This window comes from Streptomyces sp. PH10-H1 (assembly GCF_030063355.1).
Classification (GTDB): Bacteria; Actinomycetota; Actinomycetes; order Streptomycetales; family Streptomycetaceae; genus Actinacidiphila.
Genome location: NZ_JASISZ010000007.1, coordinates 1 through 14,192 on the forward strand (window position 1 = coordinate 1; position 14,192 = coordinate 14,192).

Sequence of the window (14,192 nt, forward strand, 5' to 3'; positions counted from 1 at the left end):
GTCTCCACGCAAGAGCGGCACCACCAGCCGGAATAAGGCCCGTGATGCACAACGTCCTCGCTGTGTAATCGCCTCCCACCCACCCCGAAAGGCGGCGGAAGGACTTTGTTTTTCAAAGGAACCTCAAACAGAACCGGAATCGGCCCTGCCCGGGGTATATAAGTCTGGCGTTGACTTTTGGCACGCTGTTGAGTTCTCAAGGAACGGACGCTTCCTTTGGTGCCGTCACCGGCGCCCTCCGGGCTTCCCTTCGCGTTTCCGACTCTACCAGACGCTTTCACGCCCGATTCCCAGCCGGCGGGAGTTCTACTTGTTCCTGCTTTAGCGTTTCTGCCTTTCGGCTTTCCCGCTGCACCCGACTTTAGCAGAAGCTTTCCATCGGATTTCCCGCTCTCGTTCCGAAGACATACGTACCCAGTCTGAGAATTCACTCGGATTGGGTTTGCGGCGTCTTCGTCGATGAGCGAAGAAGGAAGCAGACTCTATCTGTCGGTCTCGAACATGGCTAGTTGGAGACAACTGTTCGAGTCTACCTCCCCCATCCACCCGTGTCAACGGGGTTCTGGGGCGAAGAGGAGACTAACAGGTCAGCGGCGGTGATTGCACATCCAGGGACCGAGACGCTCAGGCAGCCGTCGGCAGGCCCGCGCTCCGGTCCGCGGCCTCCAGGTCGCCGGTCTCGCCGAGGCGGACCGCGCGCCGGCCGGCACCGTAGACATAGCCGAGGAAGAGCAGCTCAGCGACGATGCCGATGGTGATGCGAGCCCAGGTCGGAAGGCCGGACGGGGTGACGAAGCCCTCGATGGCTCCGGAGACGAAGAGGACCACGGCCAGGCCGATGGCCATGCCGATCGCCGCACGGCCTTCCTCGGCCAGTGCGGTTCTGCGGGAGCGCGGGCCCGGGTCGATCACGGTCCAGCCCAGGCGCAGGCCGGTGCCCGCGGCGACGAAGACGGCGGTGAGTTCCAGGAGGCCGTGCGGGAGGATCAGGCCCAGGAAGGTGTCGAGGCGGCCGGCCGAACCCATCAGGCCGATGCCGACGCCGAGGTTGAGCATGTTCTGCCAGAGCACCCAGAGCACGGGCAGACCGAGGAAGACGCCGAATACCAGGCACATCGCGGCGGCCTGGGCGTTGTTCGTCCAGACCTGGGCCGCGAAGGAAGCGGCGGGGTGGCTGGAGTAGTACGTCTCGTACTGCCCGCCGGGCCGGGTCATCGACCGGAGCGCATCCGAGGGGCCGATGGCCGACTGCACCTCCGGGTGGGAGGCGATCCACCAGCCGATGAGCGCGGCGATGGCAGTCGACAGCAGCGCGGTGGGCACCCACCAGTGACGGGCCCGGTAGACGGCTGCGGGAAAGACGCTGGTGAAGAAGCGGGCGACGTCGCGCCAGCTCGCCGCACGGGTGCCCGCGACGGCGCTGCGGGCCCGCGCGACCAGGGTGGTCAGCCGGCCGATCATGGCCGGGTCCGGGGCGCTGGACTGGACGAGGGAGAGATGCGTCGCCGTGCGCTGGTAGAGGCTGACGAGTTCGTCGGCCTCCTCGCCGGTGAGCCGGCTGCGCCGTCCCAGCAGAGCGTCGAGCCGGTCCCACTCGTGCCGGTGGGCGGCGGCGAAGACATCTAGGTCCATGGGCTGCTACTCCTGGCGGAAGAGGGCCGGACGGTGGGGAAGCCCAAGCTTGGCAGACCGGGCAGACTGTTCGGACGAGGGTTCGGACGAGGTTCGGGCAAAAGTTCGGGCGAGGGTTCCGGCAGCGTGGAGGAGGGGTTCGCGCGTGAGTGGACTGGTGACGGGCGAGGCGGTGGCGCTGGGGATGGACCCGGCGAAGCTGCCGAGCCGCGCACTCGCGATATCCATTGACCTCGTCGTGTACTGGACGGGGTTCGTCGGGCTCATGTTCTTCCTCGCCGCGGCGACGGCGTCGCTCGACGACGCGGCGGTGGCGGCGGTGTCCATCGGCGGGATGCTGCTCATCCTGGTCGGCGCACCGATCGCCGTCGAGACGCTCACCCGCGGGCGGTCGCTGGGGAAGCTGGCCTGCGGGCTCCGCGTGGTGCGCGACGACGGCGGGCCGATCCGCTTCCGGCACGCGCTGGTGCGCGGGGCGGTGGGCGTGGTCGAGATCCAGCTGTCGTTGGGGGTCATCGCCTGCATCGCGTCGCTGGTGTCGGCGCGCGGGCGGCGGCTGGGGGACGTCTTCGCCGGGACGCTGGTCGTACGGGAGCGGGTCCCGGTGCAGCACTCGCAGTTGATGCCGCCTCCCCCGCCCTGGCTCGCCGGGCGGTTCACGGGAGTGGATCTTTCGGGCGTGCCGGAGGGGCTGTGGCTCGCGGTCCGCCAGTACCTGTCGCGGATGCAGCAACTGGATCCGCAGGTCGGCTGGTCGATGGCGGAACGGTTGGCGACGGATGTCGCCGCGTGCACGGGGACGCGGGTGCCGCAGGGGACGCCGCCGGTGGCATTCCTCGCCGCGGTGGTGGCGGAACGGCAGTCACGTGACACTCAGCGGATGTTCGCCGGGGGGCGGCCTCCGGCCGGTCCTTTCAGTGATCCGCAGGTCGGTGGTGCTCAGGCGCCCTCGATGCCCTCGATGCCGTCCACGCCGCCGCTGTCCCCGGCACCTCCGGCACCCCCGGCACCCAGGGACGCGGTGCCAGCGCAGACCGCGCCGTCGCCCGCGCCCGTCCCGCCGGAACCTCCGCGTACGGGGTTCGCGCCGCCCGCTTAGAGCGCGCGTCGAGCAGGAGCTGCACGCGACGGGCGGGCGCTGTCAGGCGAAGGCCGACGGCGGCGATTCGAGCTCTTCGAGCTCGATGCCCGGGGCGGAGAGGACGATGTCGCCCGCGATGTGGATCGAGCGCTGCTCACCGGTGTCGAGCTCGGTGACCTGGTACTCGTCCACTGCCAGCGGGCCACTGTCAGTCGTGTGTGCTGTCCTGTTGAGCAGGGCCCAGGACTGGTCGAGGGTGCGGGGCGCGAGTACGGGGGGTGCGAATGCGACGAGGCGTACGCGGGTGGCGGGGGTGCCCGGTTCCAAGCGCAGCAGTCGTGCGGTGGCGATCAGGAATGCGGGCGAGGCACCGGTGAAGGCGTGGGCGGGGACGTTGCCCTCCTGCGCGCGCTCCCCCGTGGGGTCGGTGCGGACCCAGGTGACGCCGTCGACGGCCGCGCCGCGGACCTGCCAGCTGGACGCGTTCAGTTCGAGGCGGATGGGGCGGCCGAGGTCGTCGATGGTGAGGTCGACGGATCCAGCGTGGTCGCCCGAGGGGGCGGTGAGCTGGGAGACGTAGCGCCAGCCGGAAGGGCCGGTGGCGCAGTGGAAGTGCTCGGCACCCAGGGGGGTGTGGTCATGCGTGTCGTAGAACGAGTAACGGCCTCGGGGCATGGTGGGGACCTTAGACGGCGAAGCCCCCGCCGCAGAAAACGGCGGGGGCCGACGACGCGCGCAACGCTCAGCGGCTCAACAGGGTTGAGCTGCGGATCAGTAGCCGCGGATCAGTAGCGGGCGGATCAGTAGCGGTAGTGGTCCGACTTGTACGGGCCCTCGACCGGGACGCCGATGTAGGCGGCCTGCTCCGGGCGCAGGGTGGTGAGCCTGACGCCGAGGGCGTCGAGGTGGAGACGGGCGACCTTCTCGTCCAGGTGCTTCGGCAGCACGTAGACGCCGGTCGGGTACTCGCTCTGCTTGGTGAACAGCTCGATCTGGGCCAGCGTCTGGTCCGCGAAGGAGTTGGACATCACGAACGAGGGGTGCCCAGTGGCGTTGCCGAGGTTCAGCAGCCGGCCCTCGGACAGCACGATCAGGACCTTGCCGTCGGGGAACTTCCAGGTGTGGACCTGGGGCTTGACCTCGTCCTTGACGATGCCAGGGATCTTGGCGAGGCCGGCCATGTCGATCTCGTTGTCGAAGTGGCCGATGTTGCCGACGATGGCCTGGTGCTTCATCTTGGCCATGTCGGCGGCCATGATGATGTCCTTGTTGCCGGTCGTGGTGACGAAGATGTCGGCGATCGCGACGACGTCGTCGAGCGTGGCGACCTGGTAGCCGTCCATCGCGGCCTGCAGGGCGCAGATCGGGTCGATCTCGGTGATGATCACGCGGGCGCCCTGGCCGCGCAGCGACTCCGCACAGCCCTTGCCGACATCGCCGTAGCCCAGGACGACGGCGACCTTGCCGCCGATGAGGACGTCGGTGGCGCGGTTGATGCCGTCGATCAGGGAGTGGCGGCAGCCGTACTTGTTGTCGAACTTCGACTTGGTGACCGCGTCATTGACGTTGATGGCCGGGAAGAGCAGCGAGCCTTCCTGCATCATCTCGTAGAGGCGGTGGACACCGGTGGTGGTCTCCTCGGTGACGCCGCGGATCTCCGACGACAGCTGCGTCCACTTCTGGGGGCTCTCACCGAGGGTGCGGTTCAGCACGCGCAGGATGTAGCCGTACTCCTCGCTGTCCGCGGTGGACGGGTCCGGGGCCGCGCCGGCCTTCTCGAACTCAACACCCTTGTGCACCAGGAGCGTGGCGTCGCCGCCGTCGTCCAGGATCATGTTCGGGCCGCCGGTGGGGGTGTTCGGCCAGGTCAGCGCCTGCTCCGTGCACCACCAGTACTCCTCGAGCGACTCGCCCTTCCAGGCGAAGACCGGCACACCCTGCGGGTTCTCGGGGGTGCCGTTCGGGCCGACCGCGATGGCGGCTGCGGCGTGGTCCTGGGTGGAGAAGATGTTACAGGACGCCCAGCGGACGTCGGCACCGAGCGCGACCAGCGTCTCGATGAGGACCGCGGTCTGGATCGTCATGTGCAGCGAACCGGTGATCCGCGCGCCGGCCAGCGGCTGCGTGGCGGCGTACTCGGCACGGATCGACATCAGGCCGGGCATCTCGTGCTCGGCCAGCGTGATCTCCTTGCGGCCGTACGCGGCCTGGGAGAGATCGGCGACCTTGAAGTCATTGGCAGTGGTGGTCATACGGGCTGCTCCTCGCTGAATGCTTCGAGGTGGACGGGGAATTGACGCAGCCGCAGGCCGACGAGACAGCGCCCTCGAGCGGACACACCCGTCCCCTTGCAGCAGCGCATTCCGTCGGAGGCCCTCTCTCCCTCGGCCGGCCACCGCTTGCGCGGTACCGCCCGACCGCCATCAGCAGCGACGTCTGGCTACAGACGAACCTACACCGGACGGGCCGGACGGCTCATCGGTCCCCGGCTCGCGATGTCCGGAACCTGTCGACGGAAAGGGAAGAAGTTCGACCGAAAGGTGCAAAAAGGACCATCGCGCTCAGTATCGACATGAAAGTCGAGACGCAAGGCCCGATCGGCGCCCTGCCTTCAGAAGACCCCGAGCCGGGCCGGGATCCTCAAGATGCCGGCCGAGATCCGGTAGCCGACGGCCGTCAACCGGTGGATCCGGCGTTACGTGGGGGCCTCCGCGCCATACGGCGGGACCCCTACGATGCCTCCCGCGCCGTCCGAAAAGCGGAGGGCAGGCGGAGGGGCGGCATGGAGAACCCGGCAGATTCACCGTGGCCCGTGCCGGTTCGCAGAGCGAGCCGGAAATGGCTGGTCGTCTGGTGTGCGGTGCTGGTGGCCGGGCTGCGGTCGACTCTTCCTGCTCGGCGACAATCGCATCAACTCCCTCGACTCCCGTTTCCACCTCGAGACGGAGCAGGGAACAGCGCCCGCCTCCGCGGTGTGGGCGCGGGCGACGACCAGTACCGATGCGCTGATGCCCCATGCGGTGACATTCGGTTCCGGGCTGCTCATCGCGCCGGCCGGGCTGATCGGCGCCGTGGTCACCTGGGCGAAGGGCAGACGCCGGACCGCCGCATGACGACCAGTAACCGGCAGCCGGTACGACGAAGGGCCCCGCGCTTCGCCGCGCGGGGCCCTTCGTCGTACCAGGACCTCAGTGGGGATGCGGGTCGCCGCCCGGGTTCTGGGTCGGGTCGGGGCCGGCGGCAGCGGCGGCCTCGCTGTAGATGTCGGGTTCGAGATAGATGACGCGGGCGATCGGCTCGGCCGCGCGGATGCGGGCCTCGGCGGCGTCGATGGCGCGGGCGACCTCGGCGGCGGTGTCGTCGTGCTGGACGGCGATCTTCGCGGCGACCAGCAGTTCCTCGGGGCCGAGGTGGAGGGTCCGCATGTGGATGACGCCAGTGACGGTGTCTCCGTCGACGATGGCCTCGCGGATCCTGGCCGCCGATTCGGCGTCGGCGCCCTCGCCGAGGAGCAGGGACTTGGTCTCGGCGGCGAGCACCAGGGCGATCAGGATGAGCAGGATGCCGATGCAGAGGGTGCCGACACCGTCCCACACACCCTTGCCGGTGGCCAGTGAGATGCAGACACCGCAGAGGGCGAGGACCAGGCCGACCAGTGCGCCGAAGTCCTCCAGAAGAACGACGGGCAGCTCCGGGGCCTTAGCGCGGCGGATGAAGTTCGTCCAGGACTGCTGACCGCGGGTCTCGTTGGACTCCTTGATCGCGGTGCGGAAGGAGTAGCCCTCCGCGATGATCGCGAAGACCAGGACGCCGACCGGCCAGTACCAGTGCTCGATCTCGTGCGGGTGCTTGATCTTGGTGTAGCCCTCGTAGAGCGCGAACATGCCACCGACGCTGAAGAGCACGATCGACACGAGGAAGGCATAGATGTAGCGCTCCCGGCCGTAGCCGAAGGGGTGTTCCTCGCTGGCCTCGCGCTTGGCCTTCTTACCGCCGACGAGAAGCAGCGCCTGGTTGCCCGAGTCGGCGAGGGAGTGCACGCCTTCGGCGAGCATGGACGACGATCCGCTGAACGCCCACGCCACGAACTTCGCCACGGCGATGGCGAGGTTGGCGCTCAATGCGGCGACGATCGCCTTGGTTCCGCCTGACGCGCTCATAGGTGCTGGTTCGTCCCTTCCGTCGGCCCCGGCCGCTGCCACGGCCCAGTCTCCGGCCGGTGCTCGGCCTTCGCAGGCCGGTCATTCTTGCAGGCTGCCCTGCGAACGGCGCGTCAGGCCACCACGGTGGCCCGGAAGACGGTGCCCCCGGTGCTCCCGGTGCTCCCGGTGCTTCCGCCGCTCCCGTCCTCGGGGTCGTCGGTTCCCTCACTCGTCAGTTCGACGCGTTCGCCCGCCGGGATGAAGGCGGACTCGCCGCGCGCCAGCGTCAGGTCGCCGTGCGGGGAACGGAGCCGCACCGAGCCGTCGGTGCAGAGCAGGATCTGCGGGGTGCGGGCGTCGGGCGTGCGGGCCTCACCACCCGGGGCGAGTACATAGCGCGAGAGCCGGAACTCGTCGATCGGGGTCTCGTAGGCCTCTTCCCCGTTCGACGATGCCTCGGGGCGCATGACGCCCGGGTCGGTGGCTTCGAAGCGGACGACGCGGAGCAGTTCCGGCACGTCGACGTGCTTGGGGGTGAGGCCGCAGCGCAGCACGTTGTCGGAGTTGGCCATGATCTCGACGCCGAGGCCGTCGAGGTACGCGTGCGGGATGCCGGAGCCGAGGTAGAGGGCTTCGCCGGGCTGCAGGGTCACATGGTTGAGGAGCATGGCCGCGATGACGCCCGGGTCGCCGGGGAAGCTGCGGGCCGTGGCCGCGTAGGCGGCGAAGTCGGCGGCGTGCGGGCCGTCCTGCGCTCCGAGGCGGGCGGCGGCGTCGGCTGCGGCGTCGACCGTGTCAGCCATCGCGTCGCGGTCGGCGGTCAGTACGGCGGCGAGGACCTCGCGCAGCGCGTCGCTCCCGGGGCGGGCGCGCAGGATGTCCGCGTACGGCTTGAGCGAGTCGACGCCGAGGGCTTCGAGCACCTCGGCGGCCTCGGCGGGGTGCCGAAAGCCGCACAGTCCCTCGAAGGGGGTGAGCGCGACGATGGCTTCGGGCTTGTGGTTCGCGTCCTTGTAGTTGCGGTGCGGGGCGTCGGCGGGGATGCCGCGCGCCTCCTCGTCCGCGAAGCCCGCCTGCGCCTGGGCGAGGTCGGGGTGGACCTGGAGGGACAGCGGCGCACCGGCCGCGAGGACCTTGAACAGGAAGGGCAGCCGCGGGCCGAAGCGCTGTACGGCGGGCTCGCCGAGTTCCGCGCGCGGATCGGCGTCGATGACCTCGTTCAGCGGGATCGGTCCCGCGCCCCGGTCGATCCGCGAGGGCGCGCCCGGGTGGGCGCCCATCCACAGCTCGGCCTGTGGCTCGCCGGTGGGGGTGGTGCCGAGCAGTTCGGGGATGGCGGTCGTGGAGCCCCAGGCGTAGGGGCGCACGCTGTTGGTCAGACGGTCCATGACGTCATGATCTCTCGCTGGAGGCGACAGCAAGGTAAACCGCGGCGAAATCTGTCAGGGCGAGCAGCTCGGCGGCGGTTTCCAGGGCGCTGCCGTCCGCCGCGGCGATTTCGCTGAGCGGGGTCTCATGGGCGTAGGCCAGCTCACGGGCGGCGGGCGCCGCGGCGGCCTGCTGTCCGGCCGCCTCCCGCAGGAGGACGACGCGCAGCCGCATCGTCCGGTTGTCCTCGGTGCGGTCGCGGAAGAAGTCGTCGGGGTCGGCTCCGGCCGCGAGGGTCCCGGCGAGCAGGGCGCCGTGTGCCGCCAGCGCTTCGGGCAGTTCGGCGGCGAGCGCGGGGCGGCCGGTACGGGCGGCGAGTACGGCCGCGAAGCGGCGGGCGGCCGGGGCGCCGATCGGGCCGGTGCTCCAGAGCAGGGGCAGGGCGTCGGCGAGTTCGGTGGCGAGGGTCTTGGCGGGGTTGTTGTACGTGGCGATGGCCGGTCCGCAGCGCGCGGCGACCTCGTCGAGCCGGTCGGCCACGGCCTGGACCGCGGTCGGCGGGGCGCTGAACAGCCCGATGCGGTCGGCGAGCGTGAGCAGCGGGGTGAGCAGCGCCCACAGCGCGCCGGGGTCGTCGCCGGAGGCGCCGGCCGCCCCGGAGGGGAGCGTGGGCGCGGGCCCGGCGAACGGGATCGTCATGCCGCGCGCCTGTTCCAGTGCCTCGGCGAGGGGCGATTTGGCGGGCGCCACGGCGGCGACGGTGCAGCCGCGCCGGTAGGCCTGCTCGACGAGGCCGACCAGGCCGTCCTCCCTGCCACTCGAAGTGGTGAGCAGCAGCAGGTCGAGGGGGCCGGTCCAGCCGGGGAGCGTCCAGTGCAGTTCGTACGAGGTCGGGCCGGCGGGCCGGAGCGGTATCACGGGGCAGCTGCCGGCGCCGAGCGCGGCGAGCACGTCGGCGACGACCGCGGTTTCCGGGCCGGTGCCGGCGACGAGCACGCTGCGCGGCCTGCCGTCCGGGCGGAGGTTCTGGACGCCCGCTTCCTGCGTGAGCCGCGCGGCGATCCGCACGCGGGCACCGGCGGCCGCGGCGCTGAGCAGCAGCCCGCGGGTGTCGGCGCGGCCGAGGGCGTCGGGGTCGTCAAGCAGCGACTCGTCGAGCATCGGGACCTCCCGGTCCTGGTCCGTCACCCCGGGCCCGCCCTGCCGGGTGGTCACGGGGGCCCGGTCCTGGGTCCCCGTGCCGCCGGCCAGGGTGGCGGAGTGGCTGGTGCGGCTGGGTAGCTGGGTGTGACGGGATGTGACTGGTACTGGTTCTGCCGGGTGACGTGTCGCGGGACCCTGCCCAGGACCCTGCCCAGGACCCTGGCCGGGACCCTGGCCGGGACCCTGGCCGGGACCCGTTGAGGCCGGGCGGTCAGGCCGGACTTTCAGGCCGGGCGGCGGGCCTCGTCGATGAGCAGGACGGGGATGTCGTCGCGTACGGGGTAGGCGAGACCGCAGCTGTCCGAGGTGCACACGAGCTCGCTCGCTTCGGTGTCCTCCCGGAGGGGGGCGTGGCACGCCGGGCAGGCGAGGATCTCCAGAAGGCTGGCTTCGACGAGCGGCATGGTGGCTTGTCCTTTGGACGGGTCGGACGGTTGGACGAGTTGCCCTGAACGGTTGGGCTGAGCGGCTGAGCGGCCGGACGGCTGGACGGCGGTATACGTTTGCGCCGTGATCAGCCTATCGCCGGGGTGGGGCCGCGTCAGGCCCGGATGATGGCGAGTGCCTCGTCGCGGACGCGCGCGACGGTGGCGGCGTCGCGGGCCTCGACGTTGAGGCGGAGCAGCGGCTCGGTGTTGGAGGCGCGGAGGTTGAACCACCAGTCGGCGGTGGTGACGGTGAGACCGTCGAGCTCGTCGAGGATGACGCCGGGCCGGCTCTCGTAGGCGGCGCGCACCGCGGCGACCCGGCCCGCCTGGTCGGCGACGGTGCTGTTGATCTCGCCGGAGGCGGCGTAGCGGTCGTACTCGGCGACGAGGGCGGACAGCGTGCCGTCCTGGGCGCCGAGCGCGGCCAGCACGTGCAGCGCGGCGAGCATGCCGGTGTCGGCGTTCCAGAAGTCACGGAAGTAGTAGTGCGCGGAGTGCTCGCCGCCGAAGACCGCTCCGGTGCGGGCCATCTCCTGCTTGATGAAGGAATGGCCGACGCGGGTGCGCACCGGGTTGCCGCCGTGCTCCTTGACGACCTCGGGCACGGACCAGGACGTGATCAGGTTGTGGATGATCGTGGCGCCGGGGTGCTTGGCCAGCTCCCGGGCCGCGACCAGGGCGGTGATCGCCGAGGGGTTGACCGGCTCGCCGCGCTCGTCGACCGCGAAGCAGCGGTCGGCGTCACCGTCGAAGGCCAGGCCCAGATCGGCGCCGGTCTCCAGGACCTTCGCCTGGAGGTCGACCAGGTTCGCCGGGTCCAGCGGATTGGCCTCGTGGTTGGGGAAGGTCCCGTCCAGCTCGAAATACAGGGGGACCAGCTCCAGCGGCAGCCCGTCGAAGACAGTGGGGACGGTGTGACCGCCCATCCCGTTGCCCGCGTCGACCACGACCTTCAGCGGCCGGATCGCGCCCAGGTCCACCAGGTCGCGCAGATAACCGGCGTAATCGGCCAGTACGTCCAGCTGGGTGATCACTCCGGGGGTGGCGACCGGCTCCGGCGCGCCCTGCTCGCTCCACCGCTCGGCCAGCGCGCGGATGTCGGCCAGTCCGGTGTCCTGCCCGACCGGGGCCGCGCCCTTGCGGCACATCTTGATGCCGTTGTACTGCGCGGGGTTGTGGCTGGCGGTGAACATCGCGCCGGGCAGGTCCAGTTGACCGCTGGCGAAGTACATCTCGTCCGTCGAGCACAGCCCGATCTCGGTGACGGACGCACCGCGCGCGGCCGCACCCCGCGCGAAGGCGCGGGACATTCCGGGAGAGGAGGGGCGCATGTCATGGCCGACGACGATCGCATCGGCTTGGGTGACGGTGGCGAAGGCCGCGCCGAAGAGCTCGGCGAGCGGCTCGCCCCACTGGTCCGGGACCACGCCGCGAATGTCGTAGGCCTTAACGATCTGCGACAAGTCGGACACAGCACACCCCTGTTGGACAGCGCCGGACGGCGGCGCGCGGAAAACTCCCGCTCAACCTACCCCGGCGGAGCGATCGGCCCGCTGATCGGCCCGGTGATCGGCCCGGTCAGGGCTCGGGCGAGCGCAGCACCCTCAGGTGGCCCCGGCGGGCGACCTCCATGGGGTCCACGTCACGGCCCCGGGAGACGTTCGCGGGGCGCTCCGGTGGGCGGGCGGCCTCGCGTACGGCGTTGGCGAGCGCTTCGAGATCGTCACCGCTGGGGCGGACGGGACCGGTGTCCATCGCGAGCCGGACGACTTCCCAGCCGCGCGGCGCGGTGAGGCGCTCGGAGTGCTCGTGGCAGAGGTCGTAGCAGTGCGGCTCGGCGTAGGTCGCGAGCGGGCCGAGTACGGCGGTCGAGTCCGCGTAGACGTACGTCAGCGTCGCGACGGCGGGTCGGCCGCAAGCGGTCCGCGAACAGCGACGTACAGGGCTCACGACGTTGGACGCTACCGCACTCTTGAGCGGGCCGCGACGACTCTCCACGACCTCACCCGGTCGTGTCGTCCCGGTTCGCCGGGAACGCCGGGTAGCCGGGATCACGAGCTGACCTGCGAGGAGGAGGCGGCGGCACGGATTCCCCGTGGTGGTCCCGGCGGTTTCCCCGTCACACGGTCGCGCGACATCGGGGCGGATGGCGCGCCGCCCGGCGTCCGCCATGTACCGCGGCTCCGGGAGGACTAGGCTCAAAGGCGATGGACAGCCCTGTACCTCCCTCTTCAGACCCCCGCCCGCGTCGCCGCGACCGTCATGGGCGCGGGATGCGCGGACCCATCGCGCCGCCGCAGGTGCCGCTCGCGCTCACGCGCGCCGACGCCTTCGACGACCTCGTACGGGACGCCGCCGACCGCCTGGAAAGGCGCTGGCCGCAGCTTGCCGACGTCGAGTTCGCCGTGCAGGAGGTGCCGCTCGTCTCCGACGCGGGGAAACCGGCCACGGCTGACGACTCGGCAGACGGCAGTGTGCCGCTCGGCCGGCTGATCAGCGGCCGCAAGGACGCTCCGAACCGGATCGTGGTGTACCGCCGCCCGGTGGAGATCCGGGCCAAGAGCCACGACGAGCGGGCGATGCTCGTGCACGAGGTCGTCGTCGAGCAGGTGGCCGAGCTGCTGGGGCTCTCACCGGAGAACGTGGACCCCAAGTACGGGCAGGACTAGCACGTACGGGCAGGACTGGAGCACGTACGAGCAGGACTGGAGACGGTCCGCTCGCACCTGCCCGCCCGGCCCCTCAGGCCCTAGTCGGTCAGGATCGACAGGTTCGGCTGGACCTTGGGGACCACGACCGTGCCCCGGTCGTCCGGCATCGGCTGGATGGTGAACATGGGGACGCCGTTGAGCGGCAGCGACAGCATGCGGGAGGCGTAGACCGGGCCGCCGGAGACCGGTTCCACGGTCACCGCGTACGCGCCCGTGCCCGACGAGGGCTGGGGCGGCTCGATCGCCAGGGTGGTACCGGCCTTGACGGTGACGGTCTTGGTGACCGGTGCTCCGCCGTCGGTGGCCGCCGAGGTGGTGACCTTCACCGTCGCCTCCTTGCCCGGCGCGACGAGGGACAGCGTCGATGCCTTCGTCCGGTTGTCGGCGACGGTGGCCCGGTCGTCGATCTTCGCCGTGGCCGGCAGGAAGGCCATCTCCTGCTTGGCGCCCGTGCCCCGGGTGATCCGCAGCGCGGCGACGATCGGTGCCGGGCTGTGCGCGTCGGTCGGGGCCAGCAGCAGGGATCCGGCCTCGCCCTTGGTGAGGTCCCCGAGGTCGACCGCAGTCGTCATACCGCTCTTGACGTGCAACGTCTCATGTCCGGCCGGGGTGATGGAGCCTGCCGGTGAGGCGAGCCGGACGGTCAGGTCGGCGTCTTCCTGGCTCGTGGCGTACGCCACGAGCTGTACGGACGTCGCGTCGCTGGGGATGCCGGGGAACACCAGGCCGCCGGCCGGGTCGGCGGCGGCGGGCAGCCAGTCGACGCCGAGCCTGCTGTCCGCCGCCTGGACGGCCGCGCCGACCCGGCCGCTGCGGACGGTGACATGCACGGTCAGATCGGGTGCCTTCTCCGCGATGAGGGTGGAGAGCAGGATCGACGTGCTGCCTTGCGACGGGACGGAAACGCCGTCGCCGGTCGTGGCCTTGAGGGCGCCGTCCTTGCCGAACAGTTCGATATCGACGACGGCGTCCATGTCGTCGGGGTTCACCAGATGCAGGAAGTCCTGGCGGTCCGCGGCGGTGCTCGCGGCGGGGAACCAGAACTCGCTGTCGGGGGCGACGCAGGAGGTGCCCAGCACGCCGCGGCCGGCGCCCGCGCTGATCACGGTGGTCTGCTGGACGCTCCAGCCGGGGGCGAGACCGCCTTCAGCAGTGCCGACCAGCGCGGGCTGATCGGGCTTGTCCACCTTGGCGGTGACCGGCACGCCCGGCTCGGTCAGCGGGGCGAGCGGCTTGGCCTGCCCGCCCGCGGCGCCCGTGGCGGGCAGCAGCTGGGCGGAGCCCTGCCGTCCCGGCTGGGTGCCCTTGGGCGTGAACGAGGTGTACGTGGTGGACGCCAGCTCGGAGGCCGAGGGCGCCGGGCACACCAGCGCCGACCGCTGCACGGGTTGCCGGGCGGCGGAGCCGACGGGCGCGGCGGCCGGGTCGCCGGCCCCGGTGAGCACTGCCGCGCCGGTCAGGGCGACGAGGGCTGCGGTCGCTCCCGCCAGGGAGAGGATGCTGCGGTTCACTGACTTTCACCTCGCGGTGTTGCCCGGGGCCGGCCGGTCGACCTGGTCATGACGTGTCTGACGTGTCTGACGTACGTGACGTGCGGGACTCGGCGGGACGGATGCGTCCGCCTCGC

General features: G+C 71.0%; 13 protein-coding genes. 3 read left to right on the forward strand and 10 right to left on the reverse strand.

Features of this window, described 5'->3' with window-relative positions:
- Positions 1–624: 624 nt before the first annotated feature.
- Positions 625–1,632: a stage II sporulation protein M gene (locus QMK24_RS06825; protein WP_283464292.1), complete on the reverse strand. Its 1,008-nt coding sequence runs from the start codon at positions 1,630–1,632 to the stop codon at positions 625–627.
- A 145-nt stretch (positions 1,633–1,777) separates the two neighbouring features.
- Here QMK24_RS06825 and QMK24_RS06830 point away from each other — a divergent pair, with 145 nt between their 5' ends.
- Positions 1,778–2,731 carry an RDD family protein gene (locus QMK24_RS06830; RefSeq protein WP_283464293.1) on the forward strand — a complete coding sequence of 318 codons (954 nt, stop codon included), beginning with the start codon at positions 1,778–1,780 and terminating at the stop codon, positions 2,729–2,731.
- A gap of 42 nt (positions 2,732–2,773) precedes the next feature.
- Here QMK24_RS06830 and QMK24_RS06835 read toward each other — a convergent pair whose 3' ends face one another.
- A complete protein-coding gene (locus QMK24_RS06835) occupies positions 2,774–3,388 on the reverse strand; it encodes a hypothetical protein (RefSeq protein ID WP_283464294.1) in 615 nt (204 codons plus the stop codon).
- A gap of 125 nt (positions 3,389–3,513) precedes the next feature.
- Positions 3,514–4,965 (reverse strand): adenosylhomocysteinase, encoded by a 1,452-nt coding sequence (ahcY, locus tag QMK24_RS06840; RefSeq protein ID WP_283464296.1) that lies wholly within the window; start codon positions 4,963–4,965, stop codon positions 3,514–3,516.
- A gap of 603 nt (positions 4,966–5,568) precedes the next feature.
- Between ahcY and QMK24_RS06845 the strand changes: the two genes are divergently transcribed.
- Positions 5,569–5,826 (forward strand): S26 family signal peptidase, encoded by a 258-nt coding sequence (locus QMK24_RS06845; RefSeq protein WP_283464297.1) that lies wholly within the window; start codon positions 5,569–5,571, stop codon positions 5,824–5,826.
- 75 nt (positions 5,827–5,901) lie between these two features.
- On the opposite strand, the gene QMK24_RS06850 is transcribed toward QMK24_RS06845, so the two are convergent.
- The 6 genes from QMK24_RS06850 to QMK24_RS06875 form a co-directional block, all read right to left on the reverse strand.
- Positions 5,902–6,873, reverse strand: a complete 972-nt coding sequence (locus QMK24_RS06850; RefSeq protein WP_283464298.1) for a cation diffusion facilitator family transporter — start codon at positions 6,871–6,873, stop codon at positions 5,902–5,904.
- Positions 6,874–6,986: 113 nt separating this feature from the next.
- Positions 6,987–8,243: a mannose-6-phosphate isomerase, class I gene (gene manA, locus QMK24_RS06855; protein ID WP_283464299.1), complete on the reverse strand. Its 1,257-nt coding sequence runs from the start codon at positions 8,241–8,243 to the stop codon at positions 6,987–6,989.
- Positions 8,244–8,247: 4 nt separating this feature from the next.
- A complete protein-coding gene (locus QMK24_RS06860) occupies positions 8,248–9,384 on the reverse strand; it encodes an SIS domain-containing protein (protein ID WP_283464453.1) in 1,137 nt (378 codons plus the stop codon).
- 266 nt (positions 9,385–9,650) lie between these two features.
- Positions 9,651–9,830, reverse strand: a complete 180-nt coding sequence (locus QMK24_RS06865) for a Trm112 family protein (protein WP_283464300.1) — start codon at positions 9,828–9,830, stop codon at positions 9,651–9,653.
- A 137-nt stretch (positions 9,831–9,967) separates the two neighbouring features.
- A complete protein-coding gene (locus QMK24_RS06870) occupies positions 9,968–11,326 on the reverse strand; it encodes a phosphomannomutase/phosphoglucomutase (RefSeq protein WP_283464301.1) in 1,359 nt (452 codons plus the stop codon).
- 106 nt (positions 11,327–11,432) lie between these two features.
- Positions 11,433–11,852: a DUF3499 domain-containing protein gene (locus QMK24_RS06875; RefSeq protein ID WP_283464302.1), complete on the reverse strand. Its 420-nt coding sequence runs from the start codon at positions 11,850–11,852 to the stop codon at positions 11,433–11,435.
- Between the two features lie 209 nt (positions 11,853–12,061).
- Here QMK24_RS06875 and QMK24_RS06880 point away from each other — a divergent pair, with 209 nt between their 5' ends.
- Complete coding sequence (locus tag QMK24_RS06880; protein ID WP_283464303.1) at positions 12,062–12,523, forward strand: metallopeptidase family protein; 462 nt, start codon at positions 12,062–12,064, stop codon at positions 12,521–12,523.
- 80 nt (positions 12,524–12,603) lie between these two features.
- On the opposite strand, the gene QMK24_RS06885 is transcribed toward QMK24_RS06880, so the two are convergent.
- Entirely contained in the window at positions 12,604–14,076 is a 1,473-nt protein-coding gene (locus QMK24_RS06885; RefSeq protein ID WP_283464304.1) for a DUF5719 family protein, read from the reverse strand.
- Between the last annotated feature and the right edge of the window lie 116 nt (positions 14,077–14,192).

Excerpts from the sequence above, each read along its gene's own strand:
- QMK24_RS06880 (WP_283464303.1), top strand. The coding sequence starts at position 12,062 with ATGGACAGCCCTGTACCTCCCTCTTCAGACCCCCGCCCGCGTCGCCGC.
- QMK24_RS06825 (WP_283464292.1), bottom strand. The coding sequence starts at position 1,632 with ATGGACCTAGATGTCTTCGCCGCCGCCCACCGGCACGAGTGGGACCGG.
- manA (WP_283464299.1), bottom strand. The coding sequence starts at position 8,243 with ATGGACCGTCTGACCAACAGCGTGCGCCCCTACGCCTGGGGCTCCACG.
- QMK24_RS06860 (WP_283464453.1), bottom strand. The coding sequence starts at position 9,384 with ATGCTCGACGAGTCGCTGCTTGACGACCCCGACGCCCTCGGCCGCGCC.
- QMK24_RS06850 (WP_283464298.1), bottom strand. The coding sequence starts at position 6,873 with ATGAGCGCGTCAGGCGGAACCAAGGCGATCGTCGCCGCATTGAGCGCC.
- ahcY (WP_283464296.1), bottom strand. The coding sequence starts at position 4,965 with ATGACCACCACTGCCAATGACTTCAAGGTCGCCGATCTCTCCCAGGCC.
- QMK24_RS06865 (WP_283464300.1), bottom strand. The coding sequence starts at position 9,830 with ATGCCGCTCGTCGAAGCCAGCCTTCTGGAGATCCTCGCCTGCCCGGCG.
- QMK24_RS06835 (WP_283464294.1), bottom strand. The coding sequence starts at position 3,388 with ATGCCCCGAGGCCGTTACTCGTTCTACGACACGCATGACCACACCCCC.